Source organism: Stenotrophomonas maltophilia (assembly GCF_047497515.2).
In the GTDB taxonomy this organism is placed as follows: domain Bacteria; phylum Pseudomonadota; class Gammaproteobacteria; order Xanthomonadales; family Xanthomonadaceae; genus Stenotrophomonas.
On the sequence record NZ_JAXAXL020000001.1, the window covers coordinates 104807 to 125960 of the forward strand.

General features: G+C 67.0%; 17 protein-coding genes and 2 tRNA genes. 8 read left to right on the top strand and 11 right to left on the bottom strand.

Annotated features, from left to right (window positions below):
- A partial coding sequence (locus tag ACMZPQ_RS00580) for a hypothetical protein (RefSeq protein ID WP_495495816.1) occupies positions 1 to 663 on the bottom strand: 663 nt, incomplete at its 3' end.
- A 250-nt stretch (positions 664 to 913) separates the two neighbouring features.
- Between ACMZPQ_RS00580 and ACMZPQ_RS00585 the strand changes: the two genes are divergently transcribed.
- The 3 genes from ACMZPQ_RS00585 to ACMZPQ_RS00595 all read left to right on the top strand — a co-directional run bounded on the left by ACMZPQ_RS00585 (position 914) and on the right by ACMZPQ_RS00595 (position 2681).
- A complete protein-coding gene (locus tag ACMZPQ_RS00585) occupies positions 914 to 1585 on the top strand; it encodes a response regulator (RefSeq protein ID WP_197580469.1) in 672 nt (223 codons plus the stop codon).
- A 127-nt stretch (positions 1586 to 1712) separates the two neighbouring features.
- Entirely contained in the window at positions 1713 to 2309 is a 597-nt protein-coding gene (locus ACMZPQ_RS00590; RefSeq protein ID WP_197580470.1) for a DUF3011 domain-containing protein, read from the top strand.
- A gap of 168 nt (positions 2310 to 2477) precedes the next feature.
- On the top strand, positions 2478 to 2681 hold the full coding sequence (locus tag ACMZPQ_RS00595) for a hypothetical protein (RefSeq protein WP_197580471.1): 204 nt from the start codon (positions 2478 to 2480) through the stop codon (positions 2679 to 2681).
- Between the two features lie 496 nt (positions 2682 to 3177).
- On the opposite strand, the gene dxs is transcribed toward ACMZPQ_RS00595, so the two are convergent.
- The 6 genes from dxs to ACMZPQ_RS00625 form a co-directional block, all read right to left on the bottom strand.
- Positions 3178 to 5085, bottom strand: coding sequence for a 1-deoxy-D-xylulose-5-phosphate synthase (gene dxs / locus ACMZPQ_RS00600; protein WP_197580474.1), 1908 nt, complete (start codon positions 5083 to 5085; stop codon positions 3178 to 3180).
- Between the two features lie 105 nt (positions 5086 to 5190).
- Positions 5191 to 5856: an HNH endonuclease gene (locus tag ACMZPQ_RS00605; protein ID WP_125894316.1), complete on the bottom strand. Its 666-nt coding sequence runs from the start codon at positions 5854 to 5856 to the stop codon at positions 5191 to 5193.
- A gap of 395 nt (positions 5857 to 6251) precedes the next feature.
- Positions 6252 to 8042, bottom strand: coding sequence for an acyl-CoA dehydrogenase C-terminal domain-containing protein (locus ACMZPQ_RS00610; RefSeq protein ID WP_197583310.1), 1791 nt, complete (start codon positions 8040 to 8042; stop codon positions 6252 to 6254).
- A gap of 65 nt (positions 8043 to 8107) precedes the next feature.
- On the bottom strand, positions 8108 to 8584 hold the full coding sequence (locus ACMZPQ_RS00615; protein ID WP_197583311.1) for an LEA/WHy family protein: 477 nt from the start codon (positions 8582 to 8584) through the stop codon (positions 8108 to 8110).
- A 163-nt stretch (positions 8585 to 8747) separates the two neighbouring features.
- Entirely contained in the window at positions 8748 to 9299 is a 552-nt protein-coding gene (locus ACMZPQ_RS00620) for a lipocalin family protein (RefSeq protein ID WP_197583312.1), read from the bottom strand.
- 152 nt (positions 9300 to 9451) lie between these two features.
- A tRNA-Phe gene (locus ACMZPQ_RS00625) sits at positions 9452 to 9527 on the bottom strand.
- Positions 9528 to 9895: 368 nt separating this feature from the next.
- On the opposite strand from ACMZPQ_RS00625, the gene curA reads away from it, so the two are divergent.
- Positions 9896 to 10921: an NADPH-dependent curcumin/dihydrocurcumin reductase gene (gene curA, locus ACMZPQ_RS00630; RefSeq protein WP_197583314.1), complete on the top strand. Its 1026-nt coding sequence runs from the start codon at positions 9896 to 9898 to the stop codon at positions 10919 to 10921.
- Positions 10922 to 10982: 61 nt separating this feature from the next.
- Here the strand turns inward: curA and ACMZPQ_RS00635 are convergent, their stop codons facing one another.
- Positions 10983 to 11825, bottom strand: a complete 843-nt coding sequence (locus tag ACMZPQ_RS00635; protein ID WP_197583315.1) for a bifunctional transcriptional activator/DNA repair enzyme AdaA — start codon at positions 11823 to 11825, stop codon at positions 10983 to 10985.
- Between the two features lie 132 nt (positions 11826 to 11957).
- Here ACMZPQ_RS00635 and ACMZPQ_RS00640 point away from each other — a divergent pair, with 132 nt between their 5' ends.
- Positions 11958 to 12719: an SDR family oxidoreductase gene (locus ACMZPQ_RS00640; RefSeq protein WP_197583316.1), complete on the top strand. Its 762-nt coding sequence runs from the start codon at positions 11958 to 11960 to the stop codon at positions 12717 to 12719.
- A 111-nt stretch (positions 12720 to 12830) separates the two neighbouring features.
- Positions 12831 to 13004 (top strand): hypothetical protein, encoded by a 174-nt coding sequence (locus tag ACMZPQ_RS00645; protein ID WP_197583318.1) that lies wholly within the window; start codon positions 12831 to 12833, stop codon positions 13002 to 13004.
- Positions 13005 to 13063: 59 nt separating this feature from the next.
- On the opposite strand, the gene ACMZPQ_RS00650 is transcribed toward ACMZPQ_RS00645, so the two are convergent.
- A tRNA-Ala gene (locus ACMZPQ_RS00650) sits at positions 13064 to 13139 on the bottom strand.
- Between the two features lie 344 nt (positions 13140 to 13483).
- Here ACMZPQ_RS00650 and ACMZPQ_RS00655 point away from each other — a divergent pair.
- Complete coding sequence (locus ACMZPQ_RS00655; RefSeq protein WP_133935178.1) at positions 13484 to 15814, top strand: TonB-dependent receptor; 2331 nt, start codon at positions 13484 to 13486, stop codon at positions 15812 to 15814.
- An 88-nt stretch (positions 15815 to 15902) separates the two neighbouring features.
- Here ACMZPQ_RS00655 and ACMZPQ_RS00660 read toward each other — a convergent pair whose 3' ends face one another.
- Positions 15903 to 17975: a DUF4034 domain-containing protein gene (locus ACMZPQ_RS00660; RefSeq protein WP_197583319.1), complete on the bottom strand. Its 2073-nt coding sequence runs from the start codon at positions 17973 to 17975 to the stop codon at positions 15903 to 15905.
- Between the two features lie 119 nt (positions 17976 to 18094).
- Positions 18095 to 19174, bottom strand: coding sequence for a ribonuclease D (rnd, locus tag ACMZPQ_RS00665; protein WP_197583320.1), 1080 nt, complete (start codon positions 19172 to 19174; stop codon positions 18095 to 18097).
- Between the two features lie 84 nt (positions 19175 to 19258).
- Here rnd and ACMZPQ_RS00670 point away from each other — a divergent pair, with 84 nt between their 5' ends.
- Positions 19259 to 21145, top strand: coding sequence for a formylglycine-generating enzyme family protein (locus ACMZPQ_RS00670; protein ID WP_197583321.1), 1887 nt, complete (start codon positions 19259 to 19261; stop codon positions 21143 to 21145).
- Positions 21146 to 21154 lie beyond the last annotated feature (9 nt).

A 21154-nucleotide genomic window follows, 5' to 3' on the forward strand; every position in this document is an offset into this window, starting at 1 on the left:
GCGGTGGGGGGGGGTGGGCCCCCGGGGCGCGCCCGCCCCCACCACGGGAAAGGCGTAGGCGGTAAGGAAGGCTGCGTTGAAGAACGACTGCACGCTCTGGCGTGGCAGGTCGAGGATGGCGGAGCATGCCTGCACGGATGCGCCCTGCTTGATCAGCAGCGCACACAGCCGGAAGTGATCGGGACGATGGGCCAGGATGCGAAAGTCCGGCCAGCGTCGAAGGCGCAACGTTGTTCCGTCGTGCAGGGGCTGCATCGGCATGCCGTGATCGGCGATGGCCAGGGCGATGTTCCACAGTGTCGGGCGCAGTGGAATGTTGCTGGACACCGTCGCACGTTGCACAAACACATCCTGCGTCACCGGCACCAGGCTGAGCGCAGGGTCCGCATCGCCCAGCAGCTTCTGCAGCAGCGTCAGCGTGATCGGCGCGGGTGCCGTGGTCATCATCCGATCGTTCCTGGCATCCAGCCAGCACACGGTGGCGCCGTCATGGAGGATCGCGGCATGTGCCGGCCGTCGTTGCTGCGCGCCATCGCTTGCCAGGTGCAGGCGCAACTGCTGCACGAACGGCAATGCGGCGGTGGGCAATGCTGCCGGCGCCAGCGGTTCTGCTTCAAAGGGCGCTTGCAGATCCTCGAAGGATCGGCGACGGAAACGGACCATGGGGTGTCCAGTGCAGCGAGTGATCGGAGGTGACTATGTAAGCCGCGCTGCTGGATTTCTGGAATGAAACTATTGGGAAAGTTGCGCTGCAACGTGTGTTTGGCAAGCGCGCTGCAACTAATGGAAATGGCCGGATGATTCTGCTGCGATGACATCAATTGCAGTGCGTGATTGTTAAGTTGACGCCGCCTGGAATGATTACTAGCGTCTTCGCTGCGCACTGCGGCGTGACTATTGACGGGTAATCAGCATGCTCACTCGAATCGCCATTGCGGATGATCATCCACTGGTCCTGCTTGGCACGCGCATCGTGATCGAGGCCGGCGGGCGCCATCGCGTGGTGGCAGAGGCGCGATGTGCGGAAAGCCTGCTGGCGGTCCTGGCCGAACAGCCGGTGGATCTGGTGGTGACTGATTTCTCGATGCCCGATGGCGGCCGTTCGGATGGCCAGTCCATGCTGCAGGCGTTGCGTCGCAATTACCCCAAGCTGCCGGTGATCCTGGCCACGATGATCACCAATGCCACCACCTTGAACATGGCCATGCGCACCGGCGTGCGCGGGTTGGTGTGCAAGGGCAGTGGCGTGGATGGCATCCGCAAGGCGGTCGATACGGTATTGAGCGGGGGCATCTACCTGGACCCCGGATTGGCGCACTGCCTGCAGGATGCTGGGCGCGAGCGATCGCTTTCGGTGTTGTCACCGAAGGAACTGGAAGTATTGCGGCTGTATGTGTCGGGTCCTTCGATCAGCGAGATCGCCGCGCAGTTGCGCCGCACCGTCAGCACCATCAGCCGGCAGCGCATTTCGGCAATGAGGAAACTGGGCATCAGCAATGACGCCGAGCTGTTCGCCTACGCGTTCGAGGAGCGGCTGGGCAATGGCGGTGGCATGGCCAGCGGGGCAGACAACGGCAGCCCGTGAGGCCAGGCCGGTCCAGTCAGGTCCGGTTGGGTTGTTTGAATGGGGAAAAACTGCCGTTGCGTTGCCCTCTGTGCGCCGCGCCACGAATCCCGGATGCTTGCGCCATCGTATTCATCTGGAGATCTCGATGGGCAAGGCACTCAGCTGGCGCACCCTGGCCTGCACCCTGCTGCCAATGCTGGCGGCCGCGGGCGGCGCACAGGCGCAGAGCTATGGCTACGGCTATGACGATGACCGCTATGGCGGCCGCGAAGGCAGCGGCATCGTGCGCTGCGAATCGGTCAAGAACCGCAGCAACGAGTGCCGCCTGGAAGGCCGGGCGCGGATGATCCGCCAGTTGTCCGGCTCGCCCTGCGTGGAAGGCGAGACCTGGGGCCAGTCGCGCTATGGCGTCTGGGTGACGCAGGGCTGCCGCGCCGAGTTCGTCGGCGAGTACCGCCGAGGGGGCGGCTGGGGCAACGGCGGAGGCTGGGGCAACGGCGGAGGCTGGGGCAACGGCAATGGCTGGGGCAACGGCAATGGCAGCGGCTGGGGCGGCGGTGAGGTGGTTACCTGCCATTCCAATGGGCACCGGCAGGAATACTGCGACGCGCGCATCCGCCGCGGCGTGCGCCTGGTCCGCCAGGATTCGCGTAGCGCCTGCATCGAAGGCCAGACCTGGGGCTGGAATCGCCGTGGCATCTGGGTCAGCGATGGCTGCCGTGCCCAGTTCCAGGTGAATTGAGCGTTCCTGTCGAAAATCAGAATAATCTGATACAGCTCACAGTTTGAACGTCGTATCGTCTGCGATCAGGGGCACCTCTGCGTGTTCCTGATTCGTCGCGACAAGGTGTGCCGCAATCGGCATGCCTGTCCCGTCCCCGTCGATACGCTGTCTCAAGGAGTGAGCCGCATGTTGATCCGCCTGCAATGCGAACAGCGCCAATGGCGCGTGCTGCATCCGGACCGGCCGGAGCCGATCGATTTCCGCGACGGTGCGCGGGCTTACGATTTCGCCGAGACCCTGGCGCGGTTGCACTTCGTCGATACCGGGCAGCGTGCCGCAGTGCGCGTGGAAGCCAGTGGTGCGTTCGTGGAAGCGATCAGTTACGGCTGAGGGCGGGGCCGCAGGATCATTTTTGCGGGGGCCGCCATCCACGCATGGCGTGGATCTACCCGTCCGGGGAATCGATGCCTGTCCTCGGTAGATCCACGCCATGCGTGGATCCACCCGTCCGGAGAATCCATGCCTGTCCCCGGTAGATCCACGCCATGCGTGGATCCACCCGTCCGGGGAATCGATGCCTGCCCCGGTAGATCCACGCCATGCGTGGATGCACCCGTCCGGGGAATCGATGCCTCCATGCGCGGATCCACCCGTCTGGAGAACCGATGCCTGTCCCCGGTAGATCCACGCCATGCGTGGATGCACCCGTCCGGAGAGTCGATGCCTGTCCCGGTAGATCCACGCCATGCGTGGATGCACCCGTCCGGGGAATCGATGCCTGTCCTCGGTAGATCCACGCCATGCGTGGATGCACCCGTCCGGGGAATCGATGCCTGCCCTCGGTAGATCCACTCCATGCGTGGATGCACCCGGGCCTGCGACGGTCTCAGCTTGCCGCGCTGAGCGGCGGTGTGCCTGAGGCCAGCTGCGGCCAGCGCTTCAGCACCGCCGCACGGATGCCCGACGCGTCGATGCCGGCTTCGGCCAGCAGGTCCTCGCGGCTGGCGTGGTGCTGGTAGCTGTCGGGCAGGCCCAGATGCAGGATCGGGCGCAGCACGCCTTCGGCATTGAGCAGTTCGCCCACGCCAGAGCCGGCGCCACCGGCCACCACGTTGTCTTCGATCGTCACCAGGCCCTCGTGCTGGGCGGCCATGGCCAGTACCAGTTCGCGGTCCAGCGGCTTGATGAAGCGCATGTTGACCACGCTCAGGCCCAGCTCGCGCCCGACCTGTTCGGCGGCGGCCACGGTGCTGCCGAAGGCGAGCAGGGCGATACGGCTGCCCTGCAGGCGCAGTTCACCCTTGCCGATCGGCAGCGTGGACAGGTCGGTACCGGCGGCAACGCCGGTGCCGGTGCCGCGCGGATAACGCACCGCGGCCGGGCCCGGATGCTGCAGGCCAGTGCTGAGCATCTGCCGGCATTCGGCTTCGTTGGACGGCGCCATCACCAGCAGGTTCGGCACGCAGCGCAGGAAGCTCAGGTCGAGGTTGCCGGCATGGGTCGCGCCATCCGGGCCGACCACGCCGGCGCGGTCGATCGCGAACAGCACGTCCAGGTCCTGGATCGCCACGTCATGCACCAGCTGGTCATACGCGCGCTGCAGGAAGGTGGAGTAGATCGCCACCACCGGCTTGCCACCCTGGGTAGCCATGCCGGCGGCGAGGGTGACCGCGTGCTGCTCGGCGATCGCCACGTCGAAGTAGCGCTGCGGGTATTCCTTGCTGAAGCGCACCAGGCCGGAGCCTTCGCGCATCGCCGGGGTGATGCCGTACAGGCGCGGCTCGGCGGCGGCGGCATCGCACAGCCAGTCACTGAACACATCGGTGTAGGTCGGCTTCTTGGCCCCGGCCTTGGCGACCAGGCCCTTGTCCGGATCGAACGGGCCCACGGCGTGGTAACCGATCTGGTCGCCTTCGGCCGGCTCGTAGCCCTTGCCCTTGGTGGTCATCACGTGCAGCAGCTTCGGGCCCTTGGAGGCACGCAGCGTCTTCAGCGTGGACAGCAGCGCCGGCATGTCATGGCCGTCGATCGGGCCGGTGTAGTGGAAGCCCATTTCCTCGAACATCGTGGACGGCACGAACATGCCCTTCCAGTGTTCTTCCCAGCGCTTCACGAAGCGGGCCGGGTTGTTCTTCTTGTCGCCAAGGATCTTCTTGCCGCCTTCGCGCAGGGCATTGAGCGTGCGGCTGCCGGTGGCGCGGCCGAGCATCTTGGTCAGGCCACCGACCGCCTCGGAGATCGACATGTTGTTGTCGTTGAGGATCACCAGCAGGTTCGGCTCCGGCTCCATGCCGCCGGCGTGCATCAGCGCCTCGAAGGCCATGCCGGCGGTCATCGCGCCGTCACCGATCACCGCCACGACCTTGCGGTCGTCGCCTTCGGACTGGCGGGCGATGGCCATGCCGAGCGCGGCCGAGATCGAGGTCGAGGAGTGGCCGACGCCGAAGGTGTCGTACTCGCTCTCTTCGCGCTTCGGGAACGGCGCGACGCCGTCCTTCTGCTTCACGGTGTGGATCTCGTCGCGGCGCCCGGTGAGGATCTTGTGCGGGTAGGTCTGGTGACCGACGTCCCAGACCAGCTGGTCGTGCGGCGTCTGGTAGAGGTAGTGCAGGGCCACGGTGAGTTCGATCACGCCCAGGCCGGCAGCGAAATGGCCACCGCTCTTGCCCACCGATTCGATCAGGTAGGCGCGCAGTTCGTCGGCGACCGCCCTCAATTCGGATTCGTCGAACGTGCGCAGGTCATCCGGTGTCTGGATGCGCGCGAGGCGGGGATAGCGGGCAGAGTCGATCATCATGTTCGCACTTTTTCTGAACGCCCATTTTCGCCCTCAAACGGGGGTGGGGCAAGCAAACGCCGCCGTCCGTGACAGGACGGTGAGGGTTGCATTTTTCGCCGTTCAGGTGCTCAGCTTCGAACGCTTCGGCAACTGTGCCTTCAGGAAGGCCATCTGGTCGGCCAGGATGTTGCGGTTGGACAGGATCAGATGCTCGATCCAGCTGGGCCGGTAAGGCACGGCCAGCAGGGGCATTCCCGCCTGCTGCGGGGTGCGGTCGCTCTTGCGCGAGTTGCAGTGGAAGCAGGCGGTGACCACGTTTTCCCAGCAGTCCAGGCCACCCTTGGACAAGGGCATGACGTGGTCGCGGGTGAGGGTAGGGCGGTTGAACTGCTGGCCGCAGTACATGCACAGATGGGCATCGCGGGCGAACAGGGCCGGGTTGGTCAGGTTCGGCGTCGGGTCGATTGCGCGGGAGCGGGCGTGGCCGCGGGCGGCGATGATCGGGTGCAGGTCCATGCCGCTCTGCAGGCCGCTGAAGCGGTTGGTGCCGCCGTGGATGTGCAGGCAGGGATCGCCGAGCGTCCAGGCCACGGCTTCACGGGCGTAGAGGCAGGCCGCATCCTGCCAGGTGATCCAGTCCAGTACGCGTCCGTGGGCATCCAGCGAGAGCAGCCGGACCGAGCCGGGGCGATGCAGCGTGGTGGCGTTGGGCGATGCTTCGGCGCCCGGAGCAGAAATCGGAGCTCCGGCTTCGATCAGACCCAAGCGTGTAGTGTCTGTCTCCATCGGGAGAACAGCTTATACCTGAATGTTGACGATTTGTGTATCGCCCGTCGGCGATACGCAAATCGTCAACATTCAGGTCCGCGCAAACCTCCCATTCCCCGCACCGTTGGCGCGCCCCCTTTAACAAAAGGGGGCTCTTCTCCAGATGGATTTCAGGGGGTTCCATCCACGCATGGCGTGGATCTACCGCAGATCGCGGGGAACTGTCAGGGGCGTGGCGGTGTGGGTTGGCAGGACCGTTGGCGCCATGGATGGCGCCATCGAGCCCCCATGGATGGGTTTACGGCGTGTCCTGCCAGCCCACACCGCCACGCCATCCACCGGGATGCAGCTGTTGCTATTGAGGTTGCCGGCCAGCGGCCGGCACTACCGCGGGTGCCGGGCGGCAGCCCGGCTCAGGCGCCGAAGCGCTCGTCGTCCATCGCCATCAGCGGGGCGGCGCCGGCCTGGATCGCGGCGGCGTGGCTGAGGGTGCGCGGCAGCACGCGGGCGAAATAGAACCGTGCGGTCTCGCGCTTGCCCTGGGCGAAGGCGGCGCCGTGCGCGCTGGCGTCGGCGGCAGCCACGCTGCGGGCCCACCAGTAGGCCAGCACCACGTAACCCGAATAGAACAGATAGTCGTAGCTGGCCGCACCCAGTTCGTCCGGGTTGGCGGCCGCGCGCTTCAGCACGTCCATCGTCAGCGTGCCCCACTCGGCGGCCTTGGCGCGCAGCGGGCCGATGAACTCGGCCAGCGCTTCGTTGCCTTCATGTTCCTTGGCGAAGGCTTCGATCTCGGCCAGCATCAGCTTCAGGCCGGCGCCCTGGCTGGATGCGGTCTTGCGCCCGATCAGGTCCAGTGCCTGGATGCCGGTGGTGCCTTCATACAGGGTGGTGATGCGCGCATCGCGGGCCAACTGTTCCATGCCGTGCTCGCGGATGTAGCCGTGGCCACCGAAGCACTGCAGGGCGTTGTAGGTGTTCTCGATGCCCCATTCGGTCTGGCAGGCCTTCGAAATGGGCGTGAGGAAGCTGACCAGGGTGTCGGCGCGCTCGCGCTCGGCGGCGTCCTCGGCGTGGTGGGCCACGTCGATCAGGGTGGCCGCGTGCAGGGCCAGCAGGCGGCTGCCTTCGACCAGCGACTTCACCGTCAGCAACATGCGGCGCACATCCGGGTGGACCAGGATCGGGTCGGCCGGCTTGTCCGGGAACTTGGCGCCACTGAGTGCACGCGACTGCAGGCGCTCACGGCTGTACTTCAGCGCGTTCTGGTAGGCGCGCTCGGACAGGCCGATGCCCTGCAGGCCGACGCCCAGGCGTGCGGTGTTCATCATGGTGAACATCGCCTGCAGGCCCTTGTGCGGCTGGCCGACCAGATAGCCCTGCGCACCATCGAAATTCATCACGCAGGTGACCGAACCCTTGATGCCCATCTTGTGCTCGATCGAGCCACAGCGCAGCGCGTTGCGCTCGCCGACGTTGCCGTCGCGGTCGACCTTGAACTTGGGGGTGACGAACAGCGAGATGCCCTTGGCGCCGGGAGGGGCGTCGGGCAGCTTGGCCAGCACCAGGTGCACGATGTTGCCGGTCAGGTCGTGCTCGCCGGCGGTGATGAAGATCTTGGTGCCGGTGATGGAGTAGCTGCCGTCGGCGTTCGGCTCGGCCTTGGTCTTGAGCAGGCCCAGGTCGGTGCCGCAATGCGGTTCGGTCAGGCACATGGTGCCGGTCCAGCGGCCTTCGATCAGCGGCTTGAGGAAGGCCTCGTGCTGCCACGCTTCGCCGTGCTGTTTCAGTGCTTCGATGGCGCCGTGCGAGAGCAGCGGGAAGTTGCCCCATGCCAAATTGGCGGCATTGATCATTTCGTTGAGCGGCACGCCCAGGGTGTGCGGCAGGCCCTGGCCGCCCAGTTCCGGCGAAGCGGTCAGGCCGGTCCAGCCGCCATCGACGAACTGGTCGTAGGCCTGCTTGAAGCCGGGCGGGGTGGTCACCTCGCCGGTGGCCTGGTCGAGCACGCAGCCGATCTCGTCACCGACGCTGTTGAGCGGGGCCAGCACGGTGGCGCTGAAGCGCCCGGCTTCTTCCAGCACGGCATCGACCACGTCGGCGGTGGCGTCGGTGAAGCCCAGGCGGGCGAACAGGGGTTCGACCTTGAGCACGTCGTGCAGGGCGAAACGGAGATCAGAAAGCGGGGCGGTGTAGCTGCTCATCGGAACGTCTCGATTGGATCAGTGACAGGGGGAGCGGCGGCGGGCACCGCGGCGGAAAGCGGAACTCAGCGCAGCACGCCGGGCAGGCCGGGGGCCTGGTTGAGGGTGCTGCGGCTGCTGATGTCGAAGCTGCGCTGCTTCTTTTCCTGCGGCGTGGCGGCCACTGAGCCCTTCAGGCCGTAGGCGAGGGTGCGGTTGCCGGCGAGTGCGTCGGCCACCACCAGGCGTGCGGCCGAGCTGGGCACGAGCTCGACATTGATGACATCGGCGGAGGTGCCGCCGATGGAGATGCCAGGCTTGGCCTGCAGCGTACCGGCTTCGCTGTCGCCGACGGTCAGCGCCAGCGAGACATCATCGAAGGTCATCGGCATGGAGCTGAAGTTCTGCAGGCGCAGGGCCACGGTCCAGTTGCCATCGGCACGCACGGTCAGTTGCTGCAGGCTGGCCGCCGGTTCCGAAACACGCTTGACGATGCCATTGCCACAGGCGGCAAGGGCAAGGGTGCTCAGGACGATCAAGGCGATACGGAAGCGGTGGAGCATGGGCGCAGGTCCTCTGAAGGCGGTGCGTTGGATTAAGCATACTACGGCGTATGGTGATTTGGATCGCCGGTGGCGAGCCGTCGCAGAGGGTAGCGCGTGAAGATGGCGGCCGGGCATGCGCGGTGCCGGATGGGGCGCGTGCCGTGCGCGGATCGGAGGCGGTTCAATCCGCAGGCGCGTCGCGCAGTGGCGCCATCACCCGCAGCGGGCCGAGGTCATAGCCCATCGCTTCGGCCTTGTCCTTCAGTTGCTCGAAGCGGGCGCGATCCATTTCCGGCTCGCGCGAGAGGATCCACAGGTACTTGCGGCCGGGCTCGCCGACCAGCGCCCATTGGTAGTCCGGGTCCAGCGCCAGCACCCAGTAGTCGGCCCAGACCAACGGAACCCAGCTCAGCCAGTCGGGTACGAAGCGCACCTGCAGTTGGCCGGGGTGGCCGGCGACCGCGCGTGCCACGCCCTCGGCCACCAGGCGTTCACCATCATCGGCGCGGCAGGCATTGCTGACCGTGATGCGGCCATCGCGGCGCAGTGCGTAATGGGCGGTGATCTCGCCCACGCAGCGCTTCTGGAACGATACGGGCAGGTGTGCGATCTCGTGCCACTGGCCGGCGTAACGGTCGATCTCCAGGCTGTCGACTGCGCGCACCGGTTCGGCGGCGAACAGGGGGGAAGTGGCCAGCAGAAGGCCGGCGAGCAGGGCGGGGCGCAGGTGCATCGACAAGCTCCAGGCAGGACTCCGCAGCGTAGGTGCGGCGACGCGCGCCGCGTGTAAATGTTTCGTCAAATGGGGGCAGGGCCCCAGGCCATGCGCGGATGGCAAACCGCAGGCGAAAAAAAAAGACCCGCATTTCTGCAGGTCTTTGAAGATGGTGGCCGAAGACGGAATCGAACCGCCGACACGGGGATTTTCAATCCCCTGCTCTACCAACTGAGCTACTCGGCCACATGTTTCGTTGCAGCGAGGTCGCTGCCAAGGAGGCGTATATTACGGAGGTCGGTTGTCTTCGGCAAGGGTTTTGCCAAGAATTCTTCACATTGCCGTCTGCGCGCGCGCAAGTGCTTGATCCTCCGTTCTGGGGGGGCAGGGGGAAGGGGCGGACGTCGATCCGAACGCCTCAGCGCGATCCTGATCGCCCTCTATGGTGGAAATCAGCAGGCCGCCGTGATCGCCAATGCCGCACTGGCAAGGCCTGCACGCCGGGCCTGCCGGCACCTGCGATGGAACGCTGTTTTCGTGGCCACCGCGATCGAGTGTGGCGGCGTAGTGTCGGCGTTCCTTTCCTGATGCTGGCAACAGCAGAGCCGGTCGCCATGTCCGATTCCCCCGTTACCTCCCGTATCGTGCTGGCCTCGCGTCCGCAGGGTGCGCCAAGCGCAGCCAACTTCCGCCTGGAACAGGCCGCGCTGCCGGAACTGGCAAGCGGCGAGGTCCTGCTGCGCAACCGCTATCTGTCCTTGGACCCGTACATGCGCGGTCGCATGGACGACGGTCCGTCGTATGCGGCGCCGGTGGCCGTGGGTGCGGTGATGGAAGGCCAGACCGTGGCGGAGGTGCTGCAGTCGAAGGCCGATGGTGTGTCGGCGGGTGAGCTGGTGCTGGCCCCTGGAGGCTGGCAGACCCATGCGGTGCTGCCGGCCAAGGCGCTCGGGCGTCGCCTTGATCCGGCCGGGTTGCCGTTGAGCACGGCGCTGGGCGTGTATGGCATGCCGGGGTTCACGGCGTATTCCAGCCTGCATGAAATCGCCCGCCTGAAACCGGGTGAGACACTGGTGGTGGCCGCGGCGACCGGTCCGGTCGGTGCAACCGTCGCACAGCTGGCGAAGCTGCAGGGCGCGCGGGTGGTCGCCATCGCCGGCGGCGAAGCCAAGCGCGCCTACCTGCAGGCGCTGGGCGTGGACGTGGCGCTGGATCATCGTGCTGTTGATTTTGCCGCGCAGCTGCGTGCAGCAGTGCCTGCCGGCATCGATGTGTACTTCGAGAATGTGGGAGGGCACGTGCTGGATGCGGTGCTGCCGCTGCTGAACGATTTCGCCCGCATCCCGGTGTGCGGCACCATCGCCACCTACAACGCGCGCGGTGTCGAACACCCCGGGCCGGACCGGCTGCCGGCATTTTTCAGCCAGATCCTGCGCCAGCGCCTGACCGTGCGCGGTTTCATCGTGCACGACTTCAATCACCTGTGGCCGGACTTCGAACGCGAGATGCCGCAGTGGCTGCGCGAGGGCCGTATCCAGTACCGCGAGGATGTGGTGGAAGGGCTGGAGAACGCGCCGGAGGCGTTTTTCGGGCTGCTGAAGGGGCACAACTTCGGCAAGCTGGTGGTGAAGCTGGATTGAGTGTTCGCCGGGCATGTCCCGGCGTCGCCACGGGGCGTGCCGATCGAGGTCGGCACCCACGTCAGGCAGTCGAGGCCTTTTCCCGGCGCAGCAGTTCGCGCTTGCGCGCCACGCCCCAGGCGTAGCCGGACAGGTCGCCATCGCGGCGCACCACGCGATGGCAGGGCACCGCCACCGCCAACGGATTGCTGGCGCAGGCGCGTGCGACCGCGCGGCTTGAACGGGGGGCGCCGATGCGCGCGGCGATATCGGCATACGAAGCGGTCTGTCCGCGCGGAATCTGCTGCAGGGCCTGCCACACCCGCTGCTGGAAGGCGGTGCCGCGGATGTCCAGCGGCAGTGTCGCGCCACGGGTGGGATCCTCGACCAGGCCCACCACCTGCGCCACCAGGTGTTCATAGCTGATGTCGGCGCCGACCAGCTCGGCCTTGCGGAAGCGCTGCTGCAGCGACTGCAGCAGCACTTCGGGGTCATCGCCGAGCAGGATCGCGACCACGCCGGTTGCGCTGTTGGCCACCAATACACTGCCGAGCGAACTTTCGGCGATGGCGAAGTGGATGACCTCACCCCGTCCGCCGGCACGCCACTGCTTGGGCGTCATGCCCAGCAACCGCGGGGCGTTTTCGTAGAAACGCCCGCTGGAGCCGAAACCGGCATCGTGAAAGGCATCGGTGATGCGCTCCTGTTGCTCCAACCCGGTGCGCAGGCGGTCGGCACGCAGCGCGGCGGCGTACTGCTTCGGGGTCAGCCCGGTGGCCTGCTTGAACAGGCGGTGCAGGCGCGTCGGGCTGCAGCCGGCAATGTCGGCCAGTTCCTGCAGCGAGGGTTCGTCGAGGCTGGCCTGCAGGTGGCGGCAGACCCGTTCAACGCGGGCATCGAGGGCGGTGGTGACGGTGCTGTCCATGGCTGGATTCTGGCATGTGCCGGTTCCGCGGAAACTCCGATTCCTGCACCCGTCAGCCAGGCCCGGAAACGGAGTGTCGGCGGGGGCGCAGCGCGGCATCGTGGCGCTCACTTCACAGCAGGGACCTCGGCCATGCGCCTGAACAACAAGATCGCCCTCATCACCGGTGCCAGCGCTGGCATTGGCCGCGCCAGCGCACTGCGGTTCGCCGCCGAGGGCGCAAAGCTCGTGCTCAACGCGCGGCGGCTGGAGACACTGCAGGCGTTGGCTGAACAGATCCGCGCCACTGGCGGCGAAGCCGTGGTGCGTGCCGGCGACGTGGCCGATCCGGGCACGGCGCAGGCGCTGGTCGATCTGGCCCAGCACTCATTCGGCGGCCTGGACATCGCCCTCAACAACGCCGGCATGCTCGGCCCCAGCGTGCCGGCCGCGGAATTCCCGGTGGATGCCTGGCGCGAGGTGATGGCGACCAACCTGGATGCCGCCTTCCATGCTGCCCGCGCACAGCTGCCGGCATTGCTGGCACGCGGCGGTGGCTCGCTGGTGTTCGTCGGCACCTTCGTCGGCCATACCGTGGGCTTCCCGGGCATGGCGGCCTATGCGTCGAGCAAGGCCGGGCTGATCGGCCTGAGCCAGGTGATTGCTGCTGAGTATGGAGCGCGTGGCGTGCGCAGCAACGTGCTGCTGCCCGGTGGCACCGATACCGAGATGGGCCGGCAGGCCGCGCCCAGTGGCGACGCGCGTGATTTCGTGCGCTCGCTGCACGCGCTCAAGCGCTTGGCCGAGCCGGAGGAGATCGCCAACGCGGCGCTGTTCCTGGCCAGTGATGAAAGCAGCTTCGTGACCGGTACCGCGATGCGTGTTGAAGGCGGTGTGTCGATCACCCGCACCTGAGCGGGGGCTTTGCCGGCTGCACGCGCTGTTGGCGCAGGGCTGACCTGCCGCTTACCCGGTGATCGCTAGGGTGGCGGTAGCGTCGGCGTCCCGCCGGCGAAGGAGCGATGGATGAGTGAGCGCGAAAAAGACCAGGGCGACCCGAAGCAGGGCATTCAGGAGAGCCGCCAGGACAAGAAGCAGGACGATGTCGCCAAGCAGCGGCCGGGGCAGCGCGACCAGCAGGTGCGCGATGCACATTCGCGCGATCCCAAGCGCAAGGACGGCGGGCAGGATCCCGCCTGAGTGGGCCGCTGAAAAGAAAAAACCCGTAGATCGCAGGATCTACGGGTTCTTCTGAATAGTGGTGGAGCCAAGGAGGATCGAACTCCTGACCTCGTCATTGCGAACGACGCGCTCTCCCAGCTGAGCTATGGCCCCACGGCAGGGCTTCAGTGTAGCGCTGCCCGCCAGGCTTGCCAAGCGGACGGCCGGGACGGCCATGACGCTGCGCCTACGGCCGTCCCCGGCCGGTTCAGGACAGCGCCCGGCGCAGCGAGCGGCTGCTGGCGATGGTCGATGTGGCGCTGAGCCCGCTTCCCTGAGTCAAGCCCGAAAGGCGTGCCGGATGCCGAGTGACTGTGCCGAAACCGCTTGTTTCACCCGGTTTGGAGCTTGCGCAACGAAATCGTAACAATTTGGGGGATAATGACGGCTTGCGCAGTTTTCCTCCCCTTTACCGCCCGGCTCGCGCACGCCGCACGGACGCCTCCTCAGAGCATTGCATGCCCTCCCATACCGATTCCCGTCGCCTGTCGGGTCTGTCGTCTTCCCTTGTTTCCTTCCGCCGCCACCCGCTGGCCCTGGCCTGTGCCGGCCTGGCCTTGGTCGGCAGCTTCGGCGCCGCCGCGCAGGACAGTGCGCCGACCCCGACCGGGCTGGACACCATCACCGTGACCGCCGAGCACCGCGAGCAGAACCTGCAGGAAGTGCCGGTCTCGGTCGGCGTGGTGCAGGGCGAGCGCATGCGCGACTTCACCGCTGGCGGTGACGACACCCTGCTGGCACTGTCCGGCCGCGTGCCGAGCCTGTATGCGGAAACCACCACCGGCCGCATCTTCCCGCGCTTCTACATCCGCGGCCTGGGCAACATCGACTTCTACCTGGGTGCCTCGCAGCCTGTGTCGATCATCCAGGACGACGTGGTGCTGGAACACGTGGTGCTGAAGTCCAACCCGGTCTATGACGTGGACCAGGTGGAAGTGCTGCGCGGCCCGCAGGGTTCGCTGTTCGGCCGCAACACCACCGCCGGCATCGTCAAGTTCGACACCCTCAAGCCGACCCAGGACTACACCGGCCGCGTCAGCGCCAGCTACGCGACCTACAACAGCGTGTCGATCGATGGCGGCTTCGGTGGCCCGATCAACGACATCGCGTCGTTCCGCGTGTCGGCCCTGTACCAGCACCGCGATGACTACGTCGACAACACCTACAAGGGCCCGAGCGCTGACGGCACCGTCAGCCCGAAGAAGAACGCGATGGGCGGCTTCGATGACCGCAACGTGCGCGCACAGCTGCTGCTGACCCCGAGCGATCAGTTCTCGATCCTGGCCTCGGCCCACGCTCGCGATTACGAAGGCACCTCGACCCTGTTCCTGCGAGGTGCGCTGACCAAGGGCTCGAACAAGACCGACGTGCCGCGCGACAAGGTGGCCTACGACGAAGCCGACAACAACCCGCAGGCCTACAAGACCTACGGCGGCTCGGTGAAGGCACGCTATGACTTCGGTGCGATCGACTTCACCTCGATCACCGCTTACGAGACCACCTCCGGCTACAGCCGTGGCGACACCGACGGCGGCGCTGCAGTGAACTTCCCGGTCAATGGCGTGCCGAACGGCTATGGCCAGTCGATGGGCCGCATCCGCGACCTCGACCAGTGGACCCAGGAGTTCCGCCTGGCCAGCCATGACGACAACGCCCTGCAGTGGCAGGCCGGTGCCTTCTACTTCAACGGCAGCGACACCACCGACTTCTACCAACGTGCGTGGTTCCTGCAGGGTGCGGCCCGCAACCCGAACAACTGGGTGCGCCTGCGCAACAAGAACACCTCGTGGGCCGGCTTCGGCCAGCTGAGCTACGCCTTCACCGACAAGTTCACCGTCACCGCCGGCCTGCGCCAGACCAAGGACGAGAAGCACACCCGCCTGCTGAAGACCGCTGACACCGCTGCCGGCGTGGTCACCTACAAGGGCCGCACCGACGTCAAGATGTCCGACACCACCCCGAGCTGGGATCTGAGCGCGATGTACCAGATCACCCCGGACGTGAGCGTCTACGCCAAGGTTGCCCGCGGCTTCCGCGGCCCGACCATCCAGGGCCGCTCGGCCGTGTTCAATGCCGACTTCACCACCGCCGATTCCGAGACCATCCTGTCCTGGGAAGCGGGCGTGAAGAGCAGCCTGTGGGACAACCGCCTGCGCCTGAATGCCACTGCGTTCACCTACACGGTCAACGACATCCAGCTCAACGGCAACGATTCGGACGGCAACGGCGTGCTGTTCAACGCCGACAAGGCCAAGGCCTACGGCTTCGAAGCGGACATGGAGCTGCGCCCGATCCCGAACCTGACCCTGAGCGCCGGCCTGAGCCTGCTGCACAGCGAGATCAAGGACAAGCGCGTCTATGCGCAGGTCTGCGGCCTCAATGGCCAGGTGGTCTGCACCGTCGGTGACCCGACCATCAAGGTCGGTGCCAACACCTTCGCGCAGATCGATGGCAACCCGCTGCCGAACGCGCCGAAGTACAACGTCAACCTGGCCGCCCGCTACGACTTCCCGGTCAGCGATGCCGGCACCATGTTCGTGTCCACCGACTGGAACAAGCAGGGCTACACCAGCTTCGTGCTGTATGACACCAAGGAATTCAATTCCAAGGGTGATTTCGAGGGTGGCCTGAAGATCGGCTACTCGGGCAACTACGGTGCCTACGAAGTGGCGCTGTTCGCGCGCAACATCACCAACGAGAAGAACCTCAAGGGTGTGATCGAGAACTACATGGCAGCGGTCTACAACGAACCGCGCACGGTCGGTGTCTCGCTGAACATGAACTGGTAATGGGCCGTAACGGTGGCGGGTCATCCCGCCATCGTGTGGCTTGAACACAAAGGGCGGCTCGCTGATCGGGGCCGCCCTTTTCGTTGCGTCAGACCGCAGTGTGCCCGCTGTCCTGGGTGCGCTGGCCGAAGGTCAGGGCCCAGGTCGCGCTGTCCACCTGCTGCCGGTCCTGCGCCTGCTGCTTGCGTGCGCGGCTGGCGCCGAACCAGCGCCCTTCGCCGTTGATCAGCGGCGCCATGCGCACCACGTCCACGTACTCCGGATCGATCTCGCTGGCGCGCTGCAGCCAGGTCAGGGCCAGGAACGCGTTGGCCGGCACGCCGTTGCCGAAGTGGTAGATGTCGGCCAGGTAGCCAGCGGCCCACAGCTTGTCGTCGTCGTCACCGCGCCACCACAACGGGATCAGCGCACGTTCCACCGCTTCGCGCTTGTGTGCGTCGTTCCGGCCATCCATCGCCAGGCAGGCCAGGTTGCGGCAGGTCGGGCCCCAGACGCGCTCGCCGGCCTCGGACCCGTCCAGGCAGCGCAGGTACAGTTCACGTGCACGCGCTTGGTTGTGCTCACCGCCGGCCGCCACCAGGCGCACGCCCAGGTTGTAGGTGGCGATCAGGTCGCCGCCTTCCACCGCACGCTCCTGCCAGTAGGCGGCCTTTTCCGCATCGACGAACTGCGGCTGGTCGCGGCCGCCGAGGCGACCCTTGTAAAGGTCGCACAGTGCCGACATCGCGCCGGCGTCACCGGCTTCGGCCATGCGCTGCAGCAGCGAGAGGCCGGCGGACTGTGAGACATCGCAGAACAGGTTGGAGGCGAAGGTGATCGCCGAGGTGTTGTCCTGCGGGGCCAACTTCAGGGCGCGCTGCAGCAGGGCATCGGCGCGCACGGAGTCGGCGGTCTGGCCGAGCAGTCCATGCTCGACGGCGGTGGCGGCCCAGAGCAGGCCGATCGCGGAGTCGCCTTCCCGTGCGGCGTAATCAACGACCTGCGCGAACAGGGCCTCGGCGCCTTCGACGCGGGCGAACCAAGTGCAGGCTTCGAGGTTGCTGAAGCCTTCGTGCAGCACCATGTCGCGGTCCAGCGCCCACGCCTGCTGCAGATCCTCGAACACCGCCTGCATCTGCCGGGCGTCCCATTGCACCTGGTCTTCGCTGCCTTCGATCCGGCCGAGCCGGTAGCGCAGCCCGGCACGCTGGGCCAGAACCTCGGCGCGCAGGTTGCGGTCCAGGTGCCAGTCCAGGATCTGTGCATACGCACGCTCGTGCACGCCTACCGCGTCGGCATCTTCGCGGTGTGGCAGGTCGGCCATCCAATCCTGTTCCTTTCTCCATCGCAACGCGTTGCTCTGCGCAAGCTCCAGGCCACGGCACCAGCCTCCTTCAATGAAGTACTCCATGGCTTCATGGCTGCCGCCCCAGCGCGGGTACAGGTAGTAGAGGGTGTCTTCGAGCGTGCTCAGGTCGTCGGCGCGCTGTTCCAGCACCAGGCGCATCCAGTAGGCCAACGGTGCATCGAAATCATCCTGGCTGCGCTCGCGCAGCACGGGCGGCAGGCTGCCGGGCAGCGTGCGCAGCGGAGCAGCGAAACGTGACAGCAGCTGCAAGGCCTGCGGCCACGCCTGCGGATAGTGTTCGGCCAGCGCGGCCTCGTCGGACTCCGGTACCTGGCCGGCCTGTAGCGCACGCAGCCAGTCCGGCTCGCGCAGGTAGCTGGTGATGCGCTTGATGCCATCCAGCGCCAATGCCGGGCGCGCCGACAGCGGGATTGCCTGCAGGTAGGCATGCACGGCATGGTCGCGCGCCTGCTGTGCGGCCAGCCACTGGCTGTCTTCGACCAGTGCGGCGACGTCGGCGCTGCGCAGTTCGCCGGCGGCGGATTCCCAGCAGGCGCCGAGGCGCAGGTGCGCGTAGTAGCTGTGCGGGGCGGCAGCGACCCATTGCTGCGCCTGCTGCAGGCGCTCATCCAGGGTCAGTGCCTTGTCATGCAGGTTGCGCAGGCGCCAGCGGATGCCCGGCAGCAGCCTTTCACCGTCCAGCCAGGCCTGCTCGTGCGGTGCCAGCAGCGCATCCAGTTCGGCGTAGCGCCGCTCCTGCATTGCGGCGCGCGCTGCTGCGCGCCAGGCCAGGTCTTCGGCGGAAAGGCCGTCCTTCGCAATTCCATCTGTCATCTTGCTGCAGTCCAACGATAGCGGGGACGCTATTGGACAGGCCCACGCCCGCGTCGGCAAGCGTGGCAGATGCTCGATTCACCGTGCAGGCGCCGCGGCAATCCCGACGCCCGGCAACGTCAGCGTGCGGGCAGCAGGGCCTGCAGTCGCGATTCCAGTTCCTGCTGGCGCCAGCCGGCCAATGCAGCGGGCCATTGGCGACGTTCCAGGTAGCTCTCCAGGTGCTTGCGCGACGCCAGGACCCCATCCGGCAGGCCCAGTTCGCGGCTGCGCTCGGCCACCGCATCCTGCAGCTTCTTCAGTGCCTGCTTGTTGCTGTCGTTGGCCGGAAGTGCCAGTGGCGCTTCGGCTTCATCGGCCAGCGGCGTCTGCAGGGCCTGCCACACGGCGCCGGCCAGCTTGCGCGGTGCCTTCGGGAACTGCTCGAACAGCGTGCCCAGCGCGTCGGCGTCGGCTGGTGGCGTGCGTGCGAGGGTGGCGGCCAGCTCGTTGTCCAGGATCCAGCTGCGCGGACGATCGCTGCTGCGTGCCTGCACGTCGCGCCAGCGCAGCAGGCGCAGCAGACGGTGCTGCGCGGCGGCATCGAGGAACTGTGCCGAGCGCATCGCCAGGTGCGGCCAGCGGTCCTCGTCGTTGGCAACGCTGGCCAGCAGCCGCTCGCCATCATCGTGCAGCCACTGCTGGCGACCCATCGCCTGCAGCTTGGCATCGATGGCGTCATGCAGGGCAAACAGATGCTCGACGTCGTCGGCGGCGTACTGCAGCTGAGACTCGGACAGCGGGCGGCGCATCCAGTCAGAGCGGGTCTCGCCCTTGGCCAGGGCCACGCCGGTGATCTCCGCCACCAGCTTCTGATAGCCCATGCCGCCGCCGATACCGGCCAGCGATGCGCCGATCTGGGTGTCGAACAGCGGTCGCGGCAGCACGCCACAGGCCCACTTGAAGGCGACCAGGTCTTCGCTGGCGCTGTGCATCACCTTGGTGATCGATTGGTCGGCCAGCCACGGCGCCAGTGCCTCGGTCATGCCGGGAATCAGCGGGTCGATCAGCAGGATGTCCTGACCGACCGCCATCTGCACCAGCGCCAGCTGCGGCCAGAAGGTGCGCTCACGGATGAATTCGGTGTCCAGGCCGATGCGGGCCGGGCGCTGCTGGAAGTATGCGTCCAGCTCGGCGGGGGTGGTGATCCAGGTTGCCACGGGTCAGGGCCTACTACTCGGGTTTGCTCAGGGAGGGGAGAATAGCCTAACGTCGGTCCGCGTCCGTGCCGAAGGAGGCTCTGCTTGCGTTTTCCGTTGTCGTCCGTGCTGTGCATCGCCCTGGTCATGGCGCTGGCCGGGTGCACGCCGTCGCCGCCTGCGAGCACGGAACGGGTGACCGGCGGCGATGCGCGGCCGGCCGAGAACCGCGCTGCCGAAGCCGGTCCGCTGGCAGGGCAGGGCAGTGTCACCATCGCCGGCGAAGATGCGGTGGAAGATGTGCAGCAGTGGACGCCGCCGCGGGTCGACCGCCAGGGCCGCAGCCTGGCCCAGCTGCGCCGGGCCGCCGACCAGGCGTTCGCGGCGGGGCGGCTGTATGAGGACGCCGATGCTGCCATCCCGCTGTGGCTGGCGGTACAGGAAGAGGCGCCGGATGACCGCCAGGCCCGGCTGGGCCTGCAGCGTGCGCGCCAGCGCCTGCAGCAGCAGGCCGATGCCCTGCTGGTGCGACCGGAGAAGCAGCGCGAGGCGTTGGCAGAGGCGGGTCGTCAGGCGCTGGTGTTGCTGAGCCTGGCGCCGAAGGACGAACAGGTGCGTGCGCTGCAGGGCCGGGTGGAACTGGCGCAGCGCGTCGTGGCCTACAACCGCGCCGGTGAAGAGGACCTGCGCTCGGACCGGATCGGTGAGGACGGTGACGGCGCCATCGGCAACTTCCGCGAGGCATTGGCACTGGATGAACACAACCGTCGCGCGAGGCAGGGCCTGGCGGCGGCCGAAAGCGGATTGATCCGCCGCGCCGAGGATGCCGCGCGCGCGCGTGACTTCGCCAGCGCGGGCACCTGGCTGGCCGAGGCAAGCAAGGTGCGCGATTCATCGCCGACCATCGCCGACGCCTTCGAGCGCATCGAGCAGATCCGCGCGGCCACGCTGCTGCAGTTGCGTGATGAGGGCCTGCGTGACCTGGCCACGCCGCAGGGCTTGAAGCCTGCGCGTGAGAAGCTGGCCGAAGCCCTGCGCATTGCCTTGCCGGGCGACACGGTGGTGGCCCAGCTGCGCGAACGCATCGACCTGGCGACCCACTACGGCAGCTTCCGGCCGGGCCAGGTGTTCAGTGACGCCCTGCGCGATGGGGGGCGAGGCCCACAGATGGTGGTGGTCCCGCACGGTGGTTTCCAGATGGGCGCAGGTGATGCCGAACCGGGTTCCACTGATGCCGAGCGTCCTTCGCACTATGTGCGCTTCGATCGGGGCTTTGCGATGGCGATCACCGAGGTCACCGTTGGTGATTTCGAGCGCTACGTGAAGGCGACCAACGCGCGGCCGCGCGCAACCCGGCGAGGTCATTCGGTGGTCTATGACGAGCGCAGCGGCAACTTCATCCGCCGCAGCGGCGTGGACTGGCGATCGGGCTACGACGGGGCGCGCGCGCTGGGCAACGCGCCGGTCATGCATGTGAGCGTGCGTGACGCCGAGAACTACGCGACGTGGTTGTCCGAGCAGACCGGCCGCAGCTACCGCCTGCCCAGCGAAGCCGAATTCGAGTATGCGCTGCGCGCCGGCAGCAGTGGCCGCTATCCGTGGGGGGATGCCGGCACGCCGCCGCCTGGCAGCGGTAATTTCACCGGCAGCAAGGACGTGTCGCCGTCTGGACGGCATTGGCACAACGCCTTCATCGGCTATGGCGATGGCTGGTGGGGACCGGCGCCGGTGGCCAGCTTCCAGGCCAATGCCTTCGGCCTGCACGACATGGGCGGCAACCTCAGCGAATGGGTGGCCGACTGCTGGCATGCCAGCTATCGCCGCGCACCGTCCGATGGCGTCGCCTGGTTCAACCCGGGGTGCCGTTCGCGGGTGATCCGCGGCGGCAACTGGGCCAACGCACCGGAGCAGACCCGAGCGGCGTGGCGCCAATCGCAGGATTCGGACACGACCAACGCGCGCATCGGCTTCCGCCTGGTGCGCGGCATCTGAGCGGACGCC